This window comes from Cohnella terricola (assembly GCF_007786475.1).
Lineage (GTDB): Bacteria > Bacillota > Bacilli > Paenibacillales > Paenibacillaceae > Cohnella > Cohnella terricola.
This window is the reverse complement of the sequence record NZ_VNJJ01000013.1, coordinates 1-16552: the sequence shown is the minus strand read 5'-3', so window position 1 is coordinate 16552 and position 16552 is coordinate 1. Positions and strand designations below refer to the sequence as shown.

The 16552-nt window shown below is 46.7% G+C and carries 15 protein-coding genes; all 15 read left to right on the top strand.

What is annotated here, in order from left to right; translation table 11 throughout:
* Window positions 1–46 precede the first annotated feature (46 nt).
* The 15 genes from rfbF (at window position 47) to FPZ45_RS19015 (ending at window position 15751) form a co-directional block, all read left to right on the top strand.
* Entirely contained in the window at window positions 47–841 is a 795-nt protein-coding gene (gene rfbF, locus FPZ45_RS19085) for a glucose-1-phosphate cytidylyltransferase (RefSeq protein WP_144705440.1), read from the top strand.
* A complete protein-coding gene (gene rfbG / locus FPZ45_RS19080) occupies window positions 805–1911 on the top strand; it encodes a CDP-glucose 4,6-dehydratase (protein WP_222430791.1) in 1107 nt (368 codons plus the stop codon). Before rfbF ends, rfbG begins: the two co-directional genes overlap by 37 nt.
* On the top strand, window positions 1908–2816 hold the full coding sequence (locus FPZ45_RS19075; protein ID WP_144705436.1) for an NAD-dependent epimerase/dehydratase family protein: 909 nt from the start codon (window positions 1908–1910) through the stop codon (window positions 2814–2816). The genes rfbG and FPZ45_RS19075 overlap by 4 nt, the downstream gene beginning before the upstream one ends.
* Window positions 2809–3795, top strand: coding sequence for a glycosyltransferase family 2 protein (locus FPZ45_RS19070; protein ID WP_144705434.1), 987 nt, complete (start codon window positions 2809–2811; stop codon window positions 3793–3795). Before FPZ45_RS19075 ends, FPZ45_RS19070 begins: the two co-directional genes overlap by 8 nt.
* Before the next feature lie 42 nt (window positions 3796–3837).
* Complete coding sequence (locus tag FPZ45_RS19065) at window positions 3838–4746, top strand: glycosyltransferase family 2 protein (RefSeq protein ID WP_144705432.1); 909 nt, start codon at window positions 3838–3840, stop codon at window positions 4744–4746.
* A gap of 59 nt (window positions 4747–4805) precedes the next feature.
* Complete coding sequence (locus tag FPZ45_RS19060) at window positions 4806–5297, top strand: hypothetical protein (protein ID WP_246120505.1); 492 nt, start codon at window positions 4806–4808, stop codon at window positions 5295–5297.
* 103 nt (window positions 5298–5400) lie between these two features.
* Window positions 5401–6141 carry a sugar phosphate nucleotidyltransferase gene (locus FPZ45_RS19055; RefSeq protein WP_144705430.1) on the top strand — a complete coding sequence of 247 codons (741 nt, stop codon included), beginning with the start codon at window positions 5401–5403 and terminating at the stop codon, window positions 6139–6141.
* 16 nt (window positions 6142–6157) lie between these two features.
* A complete protein-coding gene (gene rfbC, locus FPZ45_RS19050; RefSeq protein WP_144705428.1) occupies window positions 6158–6712 on the top strand; it encodes a dTDP-4-dehydrorhamnose 3,5-epimerase in 555 nt (184 codons plus the stop codon).
* 13 nt (window positions 6713–6725) lie between these two features.
* The gene (gene rfbB / locus FPZ45_RS19045) at window positions 6726–7706 is read left to right on the top strand and encodes a dTDP-glucose 4,6-dehydratase (protein ID WP_144705427.1); all 981 of its coding nucleotides are present in this window, start codon (window positions 6726–6728) and stop codon (window positions 7704–7706) included.
* A 20-nt stretch (window positions 7707–7726) separates the two neighbouring features.
* The gene (gene rfbD, locus FPZ45_RS19040; protein WP_246120504.1) at window positions 7727–8560 is read left to right on the top strand and encodes a dTDP-4-dehydrorhamnose reductase; all 834 of its coding nucleotides are present in this window, start codon (window positions 7727–7729) and stop codon (window positions 8558–8560) included.
* The gene (locus FPZ45_RS19035) at window positions 8557–9504 is read left to right on the top strand and encodes a glycosyltransferase family 2 protein (protein ID WP_144705423.1); all 948 of its coding nucleotides are present in this window, start codon (window positions 8557–8559) and stop codon (window positions 9502–9504) included. Before rfbD ends, FPZ45_RS19035 begins: the two co-directional genes overlap by 4 nt.
* Before the next feature lie 106 nt (window positions 9505–9610).
* Complete coding sequence (locus FPZ45_RS19030; RefSeq protein WP_144705421.1) at window positions 9611–9880, top strand: alpha/beta-type small acid-soluble spore protein; 270 nt, start codon at window positions 9611–9613, stop codon at window positions 9878–9880.
* 118 nt (window positions 9881–9998) lie between these two features.
* Window positions 9999–11201, top strand: coding sequence for a methionine adenosyltransferase (gene metK, locus FPZ45_RS19025; protein WP_144705419.1), 1203 nt, complete (start codon window positions 9999–10001; stop codon window positions 11199–11201).
* A 141-nt stretch (window positions 11202–11342) separates the two neighbouring features.
* Complete coding sequence (locus tag FPZ45_RS19020; protein WP_144705417.1) at window positions 11343–15395, top strand: SwmB domain-containing protein; 4053 nt, start codon at window positions 11343–11345, stop codon at window positions 15393–15395.
* Window positions 15392–15751 carry an MmcQ/YjbR family DNA-binding protein gene (locus FPZ45_RS19015; RefSeq protein ID WP_144705415.1) on the top strand — a complete coding sequence of 120 codons (360 nt, stop codon included), beginning with the start codon at window positions 15392–15394 and terminating at the stop codon, window positions 15749–15751. Before FPZ45_RS19020 ends, FPZ45_RS19015 begins: the two co-directional genes overlap by 4 nt.
* Window positions 15752–16552: the final 801 nt, after the last annotated feature.

The following is a 16552-nucleotide window of genomic DNA, read 5'->3' as shown; positions in this document are numbered from 1 at the left end:
GTAAAGATATAATTGAGCTAATGACTCTACTAGGGGGTTGTCGAACGTGAAAGTCGTCTTACTTGCGGGTGGATATGGGACAAGAATTAGCGAGGAATCCCACTTAAAACCTAAGCCAATGATTGAAATTGGAGAAAGACCGATCTTATGGCATATAATGAAGCATTACTCAACGCACGGATATAATGATTTTGTTATTTGTTTGGGATACAAGGGATACTATATCAAAGAATATTTTGCGCATTATTTTCTTCACGAATCAGACGTTACATTTGATTTCAGAAATGGAGATCAAATCATCACTCATAAGCATTCGGCGGAGCCGTGGAGAGTAACGTTGGTTAACACGGGGCTTGATACCATGACGGGAGGGAGAGTAAAGAGAATACTCCCTTATATAGATAATGAACCGTTTATGTTGACTTATGGCGATGGAGTTTCCGATATTAATATTACTGAGCTTGTGAAGTTTCACAACAATCATGGCAGATTAGCAACTGTATCGGCCGTTCAACCTGGTGGAAGATTCGGAGCGCTTGAGATTACAGGTAAAAATGAAGTTCAAGGATTCCAAGAAAAACCAAAAGGAGATGGCTCGTGGATTAATGCCGGTTTCTTTGTTGTGAATCCAGAAATCTTCAAGTATATCGACAACGATCAAAGTGTGTTTGAGAAAGAACCTCTTGAGAGACTGGCTAAAGACGGAGAGTTAATGGCGTACAAGCACGAGGGCTTTTGGCAACCGATGGATACTTTGAGAGATAAAAATCATTTGGAGGAACTATGGAAAACAGGAAAAGCACCATGGAACACGTGGGACAGGGAGTTCATGGAAGTCTGACCGAGTTTTGGAGGGGAAAAAAAGTATTTATTACCGGCCATACTGGATTTAAAGGTTCGTGGCTTTCTCTTTGGTTATCTCAAAAAGGTGCATCAGTAACAGGCTATTCATTAACTCCGCCGACCGATCCTTCTTTGTTTAATCTTGCCAATGTAGAAAGCCATATCAAGTCCTCTATATTCGGGGACATTAGAGACTTCGCTAAATTGAATGCTGTGATTACCGATGCTCAACCGGATATCGTGATTCATATGGCAGCACAGCCTTTGGTACGTGAATCCTATAAATCTCCGTTGGAAACTTATCAGGTAAATGTATTGGGGACGGCAAATTTATTAGAAGCGGTTAGAAATACTTCGACAGTTAGAGCTGTGGTGAATGTTACTACAGACAAATGTTATCAGAATAATGAGTGGGAATGGGGCTATAGAGAGAACGAACCTTTAGGTGGTCATGATCCTTATTCTAGTAGCAAAGCGTGTTCAGAATTAGTGACGGCAGCATACCGTAATTCTTTCTTTCCGAAAGTACGTTATCATGAGCATGGCGTCGCTATAGCTTCGGCAAGAGCGGGAAATGTTATCGGAGGAGGCGACTGGGCTTCAGAGAGGCTAATTCCTGATATCATTCGCTCAATGTTAAAACGTGAAAGAGTACTTATACGCAATCCCTATTCTATAAGACCGTGGCAACATGTGCTAGAACCACTGGGGGGATATATACTATTATCTCAGCTCCTCTATGAACATGGTGTTAAATATGCGGATGCGTGGAATTTTGGACCAAATGATCAGGACGCCAAACCTGTTCAGTGGATCGTAGAGAGAATTTCTGATAAATGGGGATTTGGTTCGGACTGTTATGATATTGATCTCAACTCCACTCATCCCCATGAAGCGACATATCTAAAGCTGGATTGTTCAAAATCGAAACAGCATTTGCAGTGGCACCCCAAATGGGGGTTGGATACGGCACTGGATAAAATAGTAGAGTGGACACGTGCTTACGAATCGGGCGAGACTATGTCCAAAGTATGCTTTGATCAAATAATGGAGTATGAAAGTGTATGAATATCTTGGTGACAGGCGCTACCGGCTTTCTAGGAAGTTATTTAATTAAAGCGCTGCTGCAGAAAGATCATAATATTGCAATTGTGAAACGGAGTTTCTCCAATCTCTCAAGGGTTGGGGAGATTCTTCATGCAGTAAAATCATTCGATGTAGATCTCACCTCGATATCCGAAATTGTGGAGCAATTCAATCCTCACGCTGTCATTCATTTGGCAACAAATTACGGGAAAAATGGGGCATCTACGAGTGAGGTTTTCAACGATAATATTATTTTCCCTCTTCAAATCATGGAGAACCTTCAACCGGGAACTTATTTTATCAATACCGACACTTATTTTAATAATAACAATTCATATAAATATTCATATTTGAATAGTTATTGCTTATCCAAGAAGTACTTTTTGGAGACGGCTCAGAGCTATATCGCTTCTAAACAATTGGTTTTAATTAACGCTCGACTTGAACATATTTACGGCCCACTGGATGATCCATCTAAATTTACTATGAATATTATACGCCAGCTTTATGACAATCAGTCACCTATCGCTCTAACTCTCGGGGAACAGAGAAGGGATTTTATATATGTCGACGATGTCGTATCAGCGTATCTCAATATTATTGAATCACTCCCGAGTTTAAGTGGTAATTATTCGGAGTTTCAGATAGGAACAGGTGACACCTGCTCGATTAGACATTTTGTAGAGCTGTCAAAAGAATTGTGTGCTTCGACTTCTGAACTTCTTTTCGGAAAACTTCCTTATCGGGAAAATGAAATATTAACTTCAGAAGCGAATATCAGTTCATTAGTTGGGTTGGGTTGGAGACCTCGTGTCGATCTGAAAGAGGGTATTATCCGGATGGTGAATCAACTTGACCGGCAGAAGGTGGTGGTTGCGGATGAATAACAAGAAGTTTATTTCATTTGTTGTTCCTGTATTTAACGAAGAAGAAAATGTATTCCCACTGTATGAAGCCGTAAAGTACCAGATGAATCAACTGCCATTGTATGATTATGAAATCTTATTTACTGATAATCACAGTACGGATAGTACTTTCGCTTTACTCGAAGGGCTGGCACGAAATGATAAGAGAATTCGCGTGATCAGATTTTCTAGGAATTTCGGTTATCAGAAATCAATATATACGGGCTATTTGAATGCAATAGGAGATGCAGCTATTCAATTAGATTGTGATCTCCAAGATCCGATTGAACTAGTGCCAGTATTTCTGGAACATTGGGAAAATGGGAATGAAGTGGTATATGGCGAGAGAAGGAGCCGTAAAGAAGGTTTTTTAATTAACACTACTAGAAAAGTATTTTATCGAATCGTAGATAAGCTGAGTGAAGATCATATACCGCGAGACGCAGGGGATTTTAGATTAGTGGACCGCAAAATATTGGATCAATTAAAGGAATATAAGGATGAGCAACCCTATCTTCGCGGCGCCATTGCGGCTATGGGTTTTAATCAAATCGGAGTTCCATATGACAGGAACGAAAGAACAAGAGGACAATCCAAATTTAAGTTTAATCAGTTAATTCGTCTGGCATTCGACGGAATATTGAACCACTCCCTTGTGCCGTTACGTTTGGCAACATATACAGGTTTAATAGTAAGCGCGATAACCTTTCTTGCGTTGTTGGTTTACTTAGTTGGAAAGTTTATGGGGGCTAATTGGCCTGCAGGATTTGCAACCACTACGATACTTATTTTGCTTTCACTAAGCTTGAATGCACTTTTTTTGGGCATTATTGGCGAATACTTAGGGAGAATATATCAACAGGTTAAGAAGAAACCAATGACTATTATTGAAAGACAGATAAACAGTCCTGTTCAAGAGGCGAGGAATGGAAAAAAAGGTATCCCTGTATCATCCTATTGAAATAATAAGGGGTTAACCTAGCCGTTGAAAGGAAACAGATTAATGAAAGTATCTATTATCCTGCCCACATTGAACGCAGAATTGTATATATCAGTATTGGTTAGTCGACTGCGAAACCAAACGCTCCCCCCCCATGAAATCATAGTCGTAGATTCCAATTCAGAAGACAACACCGTTGGCGAGGCACAGAAATTGGGCGCAACTATATTATCCGTCGAAAGGAATGATTTCGATCATGGGGGGACCCGTAACTTCGCAGCGTCCCATGCCAAAGGGGATATACTCGTATTCATGACACAAGACGCGTTGCCTGAGAGCGATACGTTTATCGAAGAACTGATAGCTCCTTTCTCTGATCCGAAAGTGGCCGCCGCCTATGGGAGGCAGATCGCCAGACCGGAAGCGACTCCAATTGAACAAATGACTCGGGAGTTCAACTATCCTGATGACTCCAAGTTAAAAACGATTGCGGACGTGGATAAGTACGGGATTAAGACCTTTTTCTTTTCGGATGTCTGTTCGGCTATACGGAAAGACGTATTTGTGGAAGTGGGGGGCTTTCCCGAACCGATCATTTCCAATGAGGACATGATATATGCCGCGAAGTGTATTCTTAAAGGATATTCCATTGCGTATGCCTCGGAAGCTGCGGTATTGCATTCCCATCAATACAAGCTGAGCCAGGAGTTCCGCAGGAATTTCGACATTGGCGTCTCTCTCAAGATGAACGATTGGATTTTTCAATATGCGAGGCCTGAGGGTGAAGGACTACGTCTAATAAAGGCACAGCTTCGCTACCTATGCAGACCTAAGTTATGGATCTGGCTCCCAAGGTGGTTTGCTGAATCGGTAGCCAAATTTTTGGGTTATCGGATGGGGCTATCTTATCGACGAATTCCGAGAAAAATCGTTCGAAAGTTTAGTATGCATCGCATGTTCTGGCGTGTATGATTAAAGTGATAGATATTCTTTAACTTATTAATGTCGAAATTTGCAGAGGGATGATGAATATGCGTTCGAAATTATTACAATTGCTATCCGTTGCTTTTCTCGTCGCTGCAATCATCGGAGCTGTCGGGTTATACCAGTCCGCCTATGCCGATACGAGCTCCACTCCCGGGTCGGTAGACGATCCTATTGTGACGAAGGGTTACGTGGACTCCATGGTAGCTAAGCTGGTTCAGCAAGAGCTTAGTAAACAAGGGGCATCTGGCGGTGGGGGCGGATCTTCCAAACTCGAGGTCGTGACGGTTCCATGGGGTACCAAGCTGATTGTCGAGGACGGGGGCGAGCTCATTGTTAGGACAGGCAGAGCTTTAGCTTACAGCTCCGATGCCAACGGTTTGTCGGATCTGACGGACGGGTTGGATATCAAGCCGGGCAAGCTCGTCGGTAACAATCACCTTATCCTGAACCCGAGAGGGGAACGCGGCGTCGAAGCGGATCCTAAACAATCCAAAGGGCTGACCGTTCTAGTCAGAGGCACTTATAAATTGATTTAATAATGATGGTTTCGATCAAGAGAAGTAACCGCCAAACTTAATTAAGTTGGCGGTTATTTTTTCGTGTATAATTAGCAGGAGATGTCCGAGAGGAGTGTTTCTTTTGAAAGGCGTTATTTTGGCCGGCGGGACAGGCTCCCGATTACTGCCTCTTACTAAAGTAACCAACAAACATTTGCTTCCGGTAGGGAAGTATCCTATGATTTTCCATGCAATTGCGAGACTTAAAGAAGCAGATATTATGGATATATTGATCGTAACAGGCAAAGAGCACATGGGGGATGTCGTAAATCTCTTAGGCAGCGGCAGAGAGATGGGGGTCACTTTTACATACAAAGTGCAAGATGAGGCCGGAGGAATTGCTCAAGCGCTAGGTTTGGCCGAGCAATTCGTGGGCAACGATTCCATGGTCGTTATACTCGGGGACAATGTATTTTCAGACAGCATTGCCAAGTGCGTTTCTAACTTCCGGGAATATGGATCAGGCGCGAAGATTTTGTTGAAAGAGGTCCCAGATCCTACTAGATACGGAGTCCCAGAGCTCCACGGGAATAAAATTAAGTCAATTGAAGAAAAACCGCGCTATCCGAAGAGTCACTATGCGGTAACCGGTATATATATGTTCGCCCCCAGCGTATTCGATATTATTAAGACTTTAATACCATCTGGCCGCGGCGAGCTTGAAATCACCGACGTGAATAACGCATATATCGAAAAGGGGCTTTTGGAGTACGACATGCTCCAAGGATGGTGGACGGATGCAGGAACTCATTCGTCGTTAATGGCAGCCAACGAGCTGGCTAAAGACATTCGGTTCGGAGACGAGTTCGGAAAACTTATATAACGTCAAGGTGATTTCTATGAAGATCCGAGAAGGGCAAATACTAAAGGATATAATAGTCATCGAACCGACTGTCTACGAAGACAATCGGGGCTTTTTTCTGGAAAGCTACAATAAGGAAAAGTTGGCGAAGGCCGGTATAACGGCAGAATTCGTGCAAGATAATCACTCCTTATCTCTCGAAGTCGGAGTGATAAGAGGCCTGCATTACCAATTGAATCCGCATGCTCAGAGCAAGCTTGTCCGGGTGACGTCCGGGGCGATATATGACATCGTAGTCGATATCAGACAAGGCTCCCCGACTTTTGGCAAGTGGGAAGGATTTGAACTGTCTTCTCGGAATAAATTGCAGCTATTTGTCCCCAAGGGATTCGCCCATGGTTTTTGCACTTTGGAATCTCGAACGGAAGTTCAGTACAAAGTCGATTGCTTCTATTCCCCCGAGCATGATCGAGGAATTGCTTGGAACGATCCGGGGCTTGGAATTCAATGGCCAGTCACTCCACCGGTACTTTCATCCAAAGACATCGGTCATCCCCTCATCGGTGATGCCGACAATAATTTCGTTTATTAAAGGTGAGAATATAATGAGGCTTCTAGTAACGGGCGGTGCCGGTTTTATCGGGAGTAATTTTATCCGCTATATACTTTCCAAATATGAGAATTATCATATTACAAATGCAGATCTTATAACTTACGCAGGCAACTTGGACAATCTGTACGGGATTGATGAGTCTCCGAAATATAAGTTTATTCGAGTCGATATCGCGGATCGGATAGCAATGGATGAAGTTATTCGAGAAGGTTTTGACGCTATCGTTAACTTCGCGGCGGAATCGCACGTCGATAGAAGCATTGAAGATCCGGGGATATTCGTTCGCAGTAACGTGACGGGGACGCAGGCTTTGTTGGATTTAGCGAGAGAATACCATGTGGGGAAGTTCGTGCAAATCTCTACGGATGAGGTCTATGGAACGCTGGGCGAGGAAGGGGTATTTACGGAAACGACTCCGCTTGCGCCGAACAGCCCCTACTCTGCAAGTAAAGCCGGAGCGGATATGCTTGTCCGCGCTTACTATGAAACTTACGGCATGAATGTCAATATCACGCGCTGCTCCAATAATTACGGCCGGTATCAATTCCCGGAGAAGCTTATTCCCCTCATGATTACGCGAGCATTGCGGGATAAGCCGTTGCCGGTATACGGGGATGGATTGCAAGTTCGGGATTGGCTTCACGTCGAAGACCATTGCCAGGCGATCGACCTCGTGCTCCATCAAGGAGGCAAAGGGCAAGTTTATAATATAGGCGGAAACAACGAGCGGACTAACCTTCAAGTGGTGGAGACGATTCTGAGGGAGCTGGACAAGCCGACCTCTTTGATCCGACATGTGGACGACAGACTAGGCCATGACCGCCGTTATGCGATAGATGCGACCAAAATCCGAAACGAGCTCGGATGGGTGCCGAAATACGACTATGAATCCGGAATCAGGCAGACTATCCTGTGGTACCTAGAGAATCAGGAGTGGCTGACCAGGATCGCGACGGGGGACTATAGGAGATGAACGGAAGGAAATCGGTTCTTATGGTTACGGGAGCCGGGGGACAATTAGGCGAGGAGATTGTACGGCTGAAGGGAACACCTTATGAAATTATCGGGCTTGACCGATTGCAACTGGACGTTACGGATGCCGCACAGTGCATGAACGCCGTAGCGTCGATAAAACCAGATATTATTCTTCATGCGGCGGCCTACACGGCGGTTGATCAGGCTGAATCCGAACCAGAGGCGGCATGGATGGTCAACGTGGCAGGAACTAGCAATATGGCAAAGTCGGCGGAGGCCGTTGGCGCGAAGTTTTGCTATATCAGCACGGATTATGTTTTTAATGGCAATGGACGTGAACCTTATCGTGAAGATGATCTTACGGAACCGCAAACCGTATACGGGAAAACTAAACTTGAGGGAGAACAGGCAGCAGTACAATATTCCTCAAAGAGCTTTATCGTAAGAACATCATGGGTATATGGGAAGTATGGTAACAATTTTGTGAAAACGATGCTAAAGCTCGCTTCAGAGCGGTCCTCGGTATCGGTTGTGCACGACCAGATCGGATCTCCTACTTATACATATGATTTGGGACGATTCCTTATAGAGCTTGTTCAGACGGAAGCGTACGGTATCTATCACGCATCGAATGCAGGGAAATGTACATGGTATGAATTTGCCCAAGCGATCTTCGAGGAAAATCAATTATCCATGAAGGTTGAAGCTTGTACGACAGAGGACTTCCCTCGCCCAGCCCCCCGTCCGCTCTATTCGGTTATGGATCACTCCGCTATTCGCCAGAATGGGTTCACGGATCTCCGTCCTTGGAGAGAAGGCCTGCAGGCATTTTTGAAGGAATTGAATTCATGAGTCGGTTATTGAAGCAGCCGTTGGTTTCTGTATGTATTGTCACCTATAATAGTGCGAATTATATTAGGGCGTGCCTTCAGGGAATCAAGCTTCAATCGTGGCCCAACTTAAAAATAATCGTGGTGGACAACGCATCATCTGACAATACGGTTGAGATTATCGACAGTATTGATCTTAATGTTCGGATTATCGCAAATCGGGATAATATGGGGTTCGCTGGAGGACAGAACCAAGCTATTTCATCGAGTTCATCTGATTATGTTCTTGTCCTAAATCCGGATGTGGTGCTTGATCCTGATTATGTGAAGAAGCTAGTCGAAAGGCTAGAGCTTGATTCGCTTTTAGGAAGCACTACAGGTTGTTTAACATTGGCTGATAATCCAAAGCTCATCGACTCAACTGGTCTAGAGATGAATTGGACGCGTAAAGCGGTTGAACGAGGGGCGGACCAAGCTTTGGATAATTACTGCGAAGCTTGCCAAGTATTCGGAGTATCCGGTGCGGCTGCCATGTATTCAAGAAAGATGATTAATGAAATCTCAATCGAAGGACAATTATTCGATGAAGACTTTTTTGCATATAAAGAAGATGTAGATGTGGCTTGGCGAGCCGGATTACTTGGTTGGAAAGCTTGGTATGAGCCAACTGCTAAAGGTTCTCATGTACGACAGTGGAGAGTAAATAGCGATAGGAAGCAGATAGCATTAAAGATCCGCCGACATTCTTATCAGAATCGATATCTGATGATTTTGAAGAATGAACGTTTTAATTTTCGTTGGTGGTTGAGATTTCCATTGCTGGTCGCTTATGAAATAGCTCTGAACGGTTATTTTCTGACTCGCGATCCAAAAGTGCTAGGTGTCAGTTGGTTAAACTTATTTCGGCTATTGCCATCGGCATGGCGCAAGCGTAAGTTGGTTCAAAGTAGAAAAATCCAACATTAATCAAAAGCCGCCTTACCTTCTTTTACCCCAAGTCCCATAATGTAATAGGCCTTGAATGTCGTGGACCGGACACACTAAAACCATCACATTCAAGGAGGCATTCATCATGGCGAATAGAAGCAACAAACTTATCGTACCCGAATGCGCGAAGGCCATTCAACAAATGAAATACGAGGTCGCTTCCGAGCTTGGAGTCCAGATCGGGCAGCAGCATGGAGAAGGATTCGATACGGAATTTGCTGGAGAATTGGGAAGCATAGGAACGGGCGGATTCGGGCAAAATTATCTTGGCAGTCTGACTTCGCGAGAAGCGGGATCTCTGGGTGGAGGAATTACAAAAAAGTTGGTTCAGCAGGCGCAGCAAACCATTATCTAATTATAGGTCTTTCGTTGACACTGATTGACAATTCCGATATCATTATTACCTGAAGGTTTATCTTAACAGCCTTTTCCAATAGGGAAAGGTTGATTTTTATATATGGAGGTTGAAGACATTGTCGATTAAAGGACGGCATCTCTTCACGTCCGAATCGGTCACAGAAGGCCATCCGGATAAAATTTGCGATCAAATTTCCGACGCGGTATTGGACGCGTTTTTGGAAGCGGACCCGTATGCGCGCGTCGCCTGCGAGGTATCCGTTGCGACTGGGCTTGTACTCGTCATTGGCGAGATCAGCAGTAAGGCCGATTATATCGATATTTCCGCCATCGTGCGCCGTACGATTAAGGATATCGGTTATACTCGCGCGAAGTACGGATTCGACTCGAGCACTTGCGCGGTGTTAACGTCTCTGAACGAACAATCCGCGGATATTGCCCAAGGCGTTAACGCAGCGCTTGAATCGCGCGACGGTAAAGACGTACAGAAGGAAAACGAAGACATCGGCGCAGGGGACCAGGGCTTGATGTTCGGCTTTGCTTCCAACGAGACGCCGGAATTGATGCCGCTTCCGATCGCACTCGCCCACCGTTTGTCCCGTCGCTTATCCGAAGTGCGCAAGAACGGAAAAATGGGATATCTGCGTCCTGATGGCAAAACGCAAGTTACGGTTCAATACGAGGACGGCAAGCCGGTTCGCGTAGATACGATCGTCGTGTCCACGCAGCATTCCGAAGAAATTACTTTGGAGCAAATCCAACAAGATGTTCGCGAATTCGTCATCTATCCGGAAGTGCCTGCCGAATGGCTGGATGCGGATACGAAATTCTTCATTAACCCGACGGGCCGTTTCGTTATCGGCGGACCGCAAGGGGATGCCGGCCTTACGGGCCGCAAAATCATCGTCGACACTTATGGCGGATACGCTCGCCACGGCGGCGGCGCGTTCTCCGGCAAGGATCCGACGAAGGTTGATCGCTCCGCGGCTTACGCGGCTCGCTACGTGGCTAAGAATATCGTTGCTGCAGGCCTGGCCGATAAGTGCGAAATCCAGCTTGCTTACGCGATTGGCGTAGCCAGTCCGGTTTCGATCAACGTCGACACTTACGGCACGGGGAAAGTGGCCGAAGAGAAATTGGTTGAATTGATCAAAAGCAACTTCGATCTTCGTCCGGCCGGCATTATCAAAATGTTGGACCTGCGTCGTCCGATTTACCGTCAGACGGCCGCATACGGCCATTTTGGCCGCACGGACATCGATCTTCCATGGGAAAGCTTGGACAAAGTCGAGGCTTTGAAGCAAGGAGCTCAAGCTTAACTTGCGAATTAAATTCGGAAACACATTGCTTACCGGTTATCCGGCGCAATGTGTTTTTTTTATGCGGAGAAAGCTAATTAACTGGCCCGTTCTAGCCGAAGTAATAAGTACAGTTATGTTTATTTCCGGGAGGTTATTTGGTTGCAACGTAATCGTACATTATCGTTACTACTTATTGTTTCCTTGTTTTCACAATTGTTCTTTGCAACAACGGCCGCAGCGGCTCCTTCGCCGTGGGAAGTCCGGGCTCTGGCGGTTGATGCCAATTTAAAGCCGACGCTTTTCCCTCTCCATGGGACGCAATCCGTCGTGACGAATGCAAACTTGAAACTGACTTTCGGAGAAGTCGTCCTTCCGGGGACAGGTCTCATTACGTTGACGAAAGAAGAAGATTCGGCTTTCAGAAGGGATATTAACGTACAGGATCCTACTGCCGTCCAGCGCGATGACGCCGGATTATCAATTGTCGTTATTCCGGGCTCGTTAACTGCGGGAACTTATCATGTCGAGGTTCCTTCAAGTGCCATTACGAGTTATACGACAACGAACGAATTCGCAGGAATTGGTTATACGGACTGGGTGTTCCGGGTAGAAGCGCTACTACCTGTCGTCACGAATTACTCGCCGGACAATGGATACGTTTCCGTAGATCCCGCGGTGCAAACGACGCTATCTTTGGTGTTCTCCCGCGCTGTAACTAAAGGGGGGGCAGGCTTCATACAAATAAAAAGGGCGACGGATAACGTCACGGTCCATACCATTGCAGCTTCGGAACTTACGGTGTCGGGAACGAACGTCAGCGGCCCGCTAAAAGGTTTGGAGTTCAACACGCGATATTATGTTCTAATGGACTCCGGTGTAATTAAAGACGCCAATAACGGCGGAGATTACGCTGGGATCCCTGCAGGAGCCTGGACGTTCACGACGAAGCCGGCATTGGATAAAACTAATCCGAAGGCAGTCGCATTCAGTCCGGCCAATGGCTCTAATCTAAGTGATCTGAACGCTACCGCTCTGACGATCCAATTCGATAAAAAGGTATTCGCGAACAGCAATAAAAGCGTGGTCATGCGGAACGCGACGACGAATGCGATCGTATGTACGATTGCCGCCGAGTCAACGGTTGGAGGGGCAGGCAGCGACACGATTACGATAAATATTAATCCGGCAACATCCGCTTGTCCTAAACTCGTCAACAATACCAAATACTCGGTGTTCGTTGACAAGGACGTGTATCGTGATGCAACCGGGAACTATTTCGACGGGACAACATGGCAGTTTACGGCTCTGGTAGATACTGTACCCCCTGTGGTTACCGTGTACAGCCCAGCGGTGTCATCGACGAGCGTAAGTACGTCTATTACGGATTTCAGTCTAACGTTCAATAAACCTTTAGGCCCGCTACTCGGTACGTCGAAGGCTTATATTTACCCGCAAAATAATCCGAAAAGCACGCGGGAACTGACGATGTCGATCGATCCGGCGACTAATAGGGTATTGTTCAAGCTTGTCGGGACTGCCAAACTAAGCCCGTCGACTTTGTATGCGATATCCGTGCCGGAAAATAAAATTCAGGATTTGGCGGGCAATAAATATTCGGGAATCTCCAATCCCTATCAATGGACTTTCCAAACTGGCACGAACAGCACGCCCGTCGTGAGCAGCGCGGAGATTGACGGCAATATCATCGTTTTGAACTACAGCGAGACTCTGGATTCGACCAAGGTTCCGTCTGCAGGCAACTTCTATGTGACGGTAAACGACGTGGTGACGACGGTCTCCGGAGTAAGCGTTAGCGGTTCACAGGTTCGCGTTGCTTTGCTGTACAACGTGCTGGTCGGACAGACGGTCAAAATCTCCTACTATCCGGATGGTACCCTTGCGGCAAGAAGGTTGCAAAGCGTCGGCGGAGTAGAAGCGGCTACTTTCAACAATAGGGTCGTAACGAACAATACGCAATCGACTTTGCCCAAACCGGTAAGCGGTCAATTTTACGGGAATTCTCTTGTTCTGACCTTTAACCGCTCGATCGCAAATTTAGCCGAAGGCGCGCTCTCGCAATTCACGATCAAGCAGAATAACACGGTCATCGGAATTAGCAGTGCCATAATAAGCGGCACGACGATCTATCTCACGCTTTCTACGACATCGACAGTTCCATTGCCGGTCTCGATTTCTTATTTGCCGGGAACGGGGACGCTTCCGATGCGTGACCAGAGCGGAAATCTGGTACCGGCATTTACGGACTTCTATGTCCGCAATCACTACGATAACCTTAAACCCGAATTGACTTCCGTTACTTTGAATGCGAATAAAGTCGTGATGACCTATAATGAAGGGCTAAGTCTTTCTAACGTACCGCCTAAGAACAGCTTCTCTATTGTGCCGAGCGGAACGAATACGACGATTCCGTCGATCACGAACGTCGCTGTGGTCAACAATACGATCGAGCTCACGCTGGCCTCGAATGTGGCTGCGAATATTGCATTACTTTTCTACTATTATCCGAATAACCCTGCCATTGCGGATCTATCCGGAAATATCGCGGATTCCATCGTTGCATACAGCTTTACTTCCGGCTCGAGCGCTGTTTCGCAGCTATCGACTCTGGCTATATCGGGCAACCAGATTGCGTTGACGTACTCGACGAATCTAAGCGCTACGACTGCACCGTATACGTCGCAATATACAGTTAAGTATGACGGGGTTACCGTTCCTGTTACAGGCGTATCTGTATCCGGTCCACAAGTCTTATTAACGATGTCTTCTTCCGCCAACGTAGGACAAAAAGTCACGGTAAGCTACAAAGTAGCGGGCGTCTCGTTGAAAGATTATTTGAGTCAAGCGGTCGTGGCGTTTACGGACCTGGTCGTGACGAATAACGGCGGAAACGGTACGACGACACCTACTAACGGCAAACTGCCCGATTTCCTGGAATCCGACGGAGCGGGCGGGCAGCGGTTCATTACGGACAAAACCTCGACCAGAGTTTCGGCTGCCGCACCTTCCGGTCGCTCGACTTATCGATACATGATCAGCGCGGATAAGTTTCTTGCTGCTTATGATGCGATTAAACCGGGAAGCGGCGTTAACGTACCTACGATTACGTTCAAGGTTCCGGCTACGGAAGCGGCCGCTCTAGTCGGCATTCCTCTCAGAGCCGTCGTGGATGCCGCATCAAAAGCATCGAATACATCGTTCCAATTGGATTTTGGGGATTTGAAATTCGATTTGCCTCTCAAGGCGATTAATTACAACAAACAGTTGCAGGAAGCGGGGGGAGACATATCTTCCGCGTACTTGTTGCTCAATATCGAAAAAGTAGCGACGACTCCGATCTCCACTTCCATTGCAGGCAAAGGCGGAGCGTTGATCACGTCGGCGGCGAACTTTACAGCCAGTATCTTGGCAGGCGGCAAAGAGCGAGAAGTCGAAAGCTACGAAACCTATGTGACAAGAACCTTCGTGCTATCGTCCGCTAACGGCGTGCCGAGCAATCAGATAGCCGTCGTACGAATCGACCCCGATTCGGGAGAAGTTACGTATGTCCCGACGAACGTTCGAACGACGTCGGCGGGAGCGAACGTGAGCTTCAAACGCAAGGGCAACAGCGTTTATGCAGCGATCAGGAGCAATATCGAATTCTCCGATATGACCAAGCATTGGGCGAAAAACGAGGTTACGCTGCTGGCTTCCAAGTATATCGTTCGAGGGTCTACGCTAACGGCATACTCTCCGACGCGGGCGATCACTCGTTCCGAATTCGCAGAATATATCGCGCGCGGCTTGGGGCTTTCCGGCAACAGCCAAGCAGCGAAGAAGTTTAAGGACGTCGGAGTTTCGCATAAGAAAGCCTCATATATCGGCGCCGTAAGCGAAGCCGGTATCGTAGAGGGCGGCACCGATGGCAGATTCCGTCCGGACGCTCAGATTACGCGCGAAGAGATGGCTACCATTCTGGTGCGGGCGATGAAATATGCCGGTGTTGCAGGGGACTCGTCAAGCAGCGCTCTTAACGGTTTCAAAGACAAAGCCAAAGTAAGCAGCTGGGCGAAGTCCGGGATGGAAACGTGCGTGTCCGTCGGATTCATCCAAGGCTCGACGACCAAGACGATTAATCCGCAGAGCAACGCGACGCGCGCGGAGGCGGCGATTATGATCAAACGTTTCCTAGAGTACGTGGAGTTCCTGTGAACCACGTGAGATTAATAGAGCTAGGGTTGAAACGAAGCGGCGTTTCTCTCCGGTATCCTTTCGACCCGGACCTGCCGGTATTGTACGTTGGAAGTAAGATGTTCGCGTTGTTCGGACGCACCGCAGAACATGAAAGCGTGAATCTGAAAGCCGATCCGGAAGAAATTTGGCTGCTTCGGCAACAATATGCCGGATCGGTTCTTCCGGGGTATCACATGAACAAGAAGCATTGGAACACGGTCGTTTTGGACGGCAAGGTGCCGGACAAGGAAGTGCTTGCGATGCTGGAGCAGTCCTACCTTCTCGTTCGGAGCAAGTTAACCAAGCGCGAGCGTGAAGAGCTTGGAGAGAGTTAGGGCGACAAGGTTGCGAGGGGGCGGCAGAGATGCCGCCCTTTTTTTGTTATGTGCATGATGTGCATTGCCGCCGCCAATGCAAATGGTAGAGGTGTTATATTCTTCCCACCTGGTATCTATGTCGTTTCCTCTGCCCTGACTACGATCACGTCGTACGGTGTGTTTATTAAGGGGTCTGGCGCGTGGTGTACCAAGATATCCCATACCTCATTAACATCTGATTTGCTTAAGTGGGACGGTACGAGTATTTCAACCCTGCGTGCAGGCAGTATTTCCGATATCAACATCGTTCATGCTAATGGAAAGACAGCGGGTACGACGATTAAACTGATCAACTCGCAGATGGTAACCATCGAAAACGTACAGTTTCAAAACGCCTTTTACTTCTTGCAAATCGGAGAGCACTCCAGCGATTGCGTACAACTAAACAATGATTTCACACCTATCGGAATAGCGATTAAACTCCCGACGAACCAAATTCTTGATACGTTAACCATTTCAAACTGCATTTTTCAAAGATTCGGTCAGGGTCTCTACTGTAACCCACAAACAGGGGGGGGCTCAGAACATTTTTGTTTCAAACATCATTTTTGATCGCACCCTACTTCAAAGTGTAATGTTTCTACCGCAGGAAGTTGGTTCGTTTATTGCGCGTGTGAGTTTCGTCAATTGTTGGTTTGGAGTTGTCAAAAAAAGTGCAGTTTGAAAACACCCTCATACAGAAATCCCGTTGCTAAGCTGCTTGTGACAGCATTCTTTCGCGATAAATAGCAGGGGGCCAGCCCCCTGGATTAGAGGTGT

What these genes read in the sequence shown, in the direction of transcription:
- FPZ45_RS19065 (WP_144705432.1), top strand. Translation starts at nt 3,838, where the DNA reads ATGAAAGTATCTATTATCCTGCCCACATTGAACGCAGAATTGTATATA.
- FPZ45_RS19030 (WP_144705421.1), top strand. Translation starts at nt 9,611, where the DNA reads ATGGCGAATAGAAGCAACAAACTTATCGTACCCGAATGCGCGAAGGCC.
- rfbC (WP_144705428.1), top strand. Translation starts at nt 6,158, where the DNA reads ATGAAGATCCGAGAAGGGCAAATACTAAAGGATATAATAGTCATCGAA.
- FPZ45_RS19075 (WP_144705436.1), top strand. Translation starts at nt 1,908, where the DNA reads ATGAATATCTTGGTGACAGGCGCTACCGGCTTTCTAGGAAGTTATTTA.
- FPZ45_RS19070 (WP_144705434.1), top strand. Translation starts at nt 2,809, where the DNA reads ATGAATAACAAGAAGTTTATTTCATTTGTTGTTCCTGTATTTAACGAA.
- rfbB (WP_144705427.1), top strand. Translation starts at nt 6,726, where the DNA reads ATGAGGCTTCTAGTAACGGGCGGTGCCGGTTTTATCGGGAGTAATTTT.
- FPZ45_RS19060 (WP_246120505.1), top strand. Translation starts at nt 4,806, where the DNA reads ATGCGTTCGAAATTATTACAATTGCTATCCGTTGCTTTTCTCGTCGCT.
- rfbG (WP_222430791.1), top strand. Translation starts at nt 805, where the DNA reads ATGGAACACGTGGGACAGGGAGTTCATGGAAGTCTGACCGAGTTTTGG.
- rfbD (WP_246120504.1), top strand. Translation starts at nt 7,727, where the DNA reads ATGGTTACGGGAGCCGGGGGACAATTAGGCGAGGAGATTGTACGGCTG.
- FPZ45_RS19035 (WP_144705423.1), top strand. Translation starts at nt 8,557, where the DNA reads ATGAGTCGGTTATTGAAGCAGCCGTTGGTTTCTGTATGTATTGTCACC.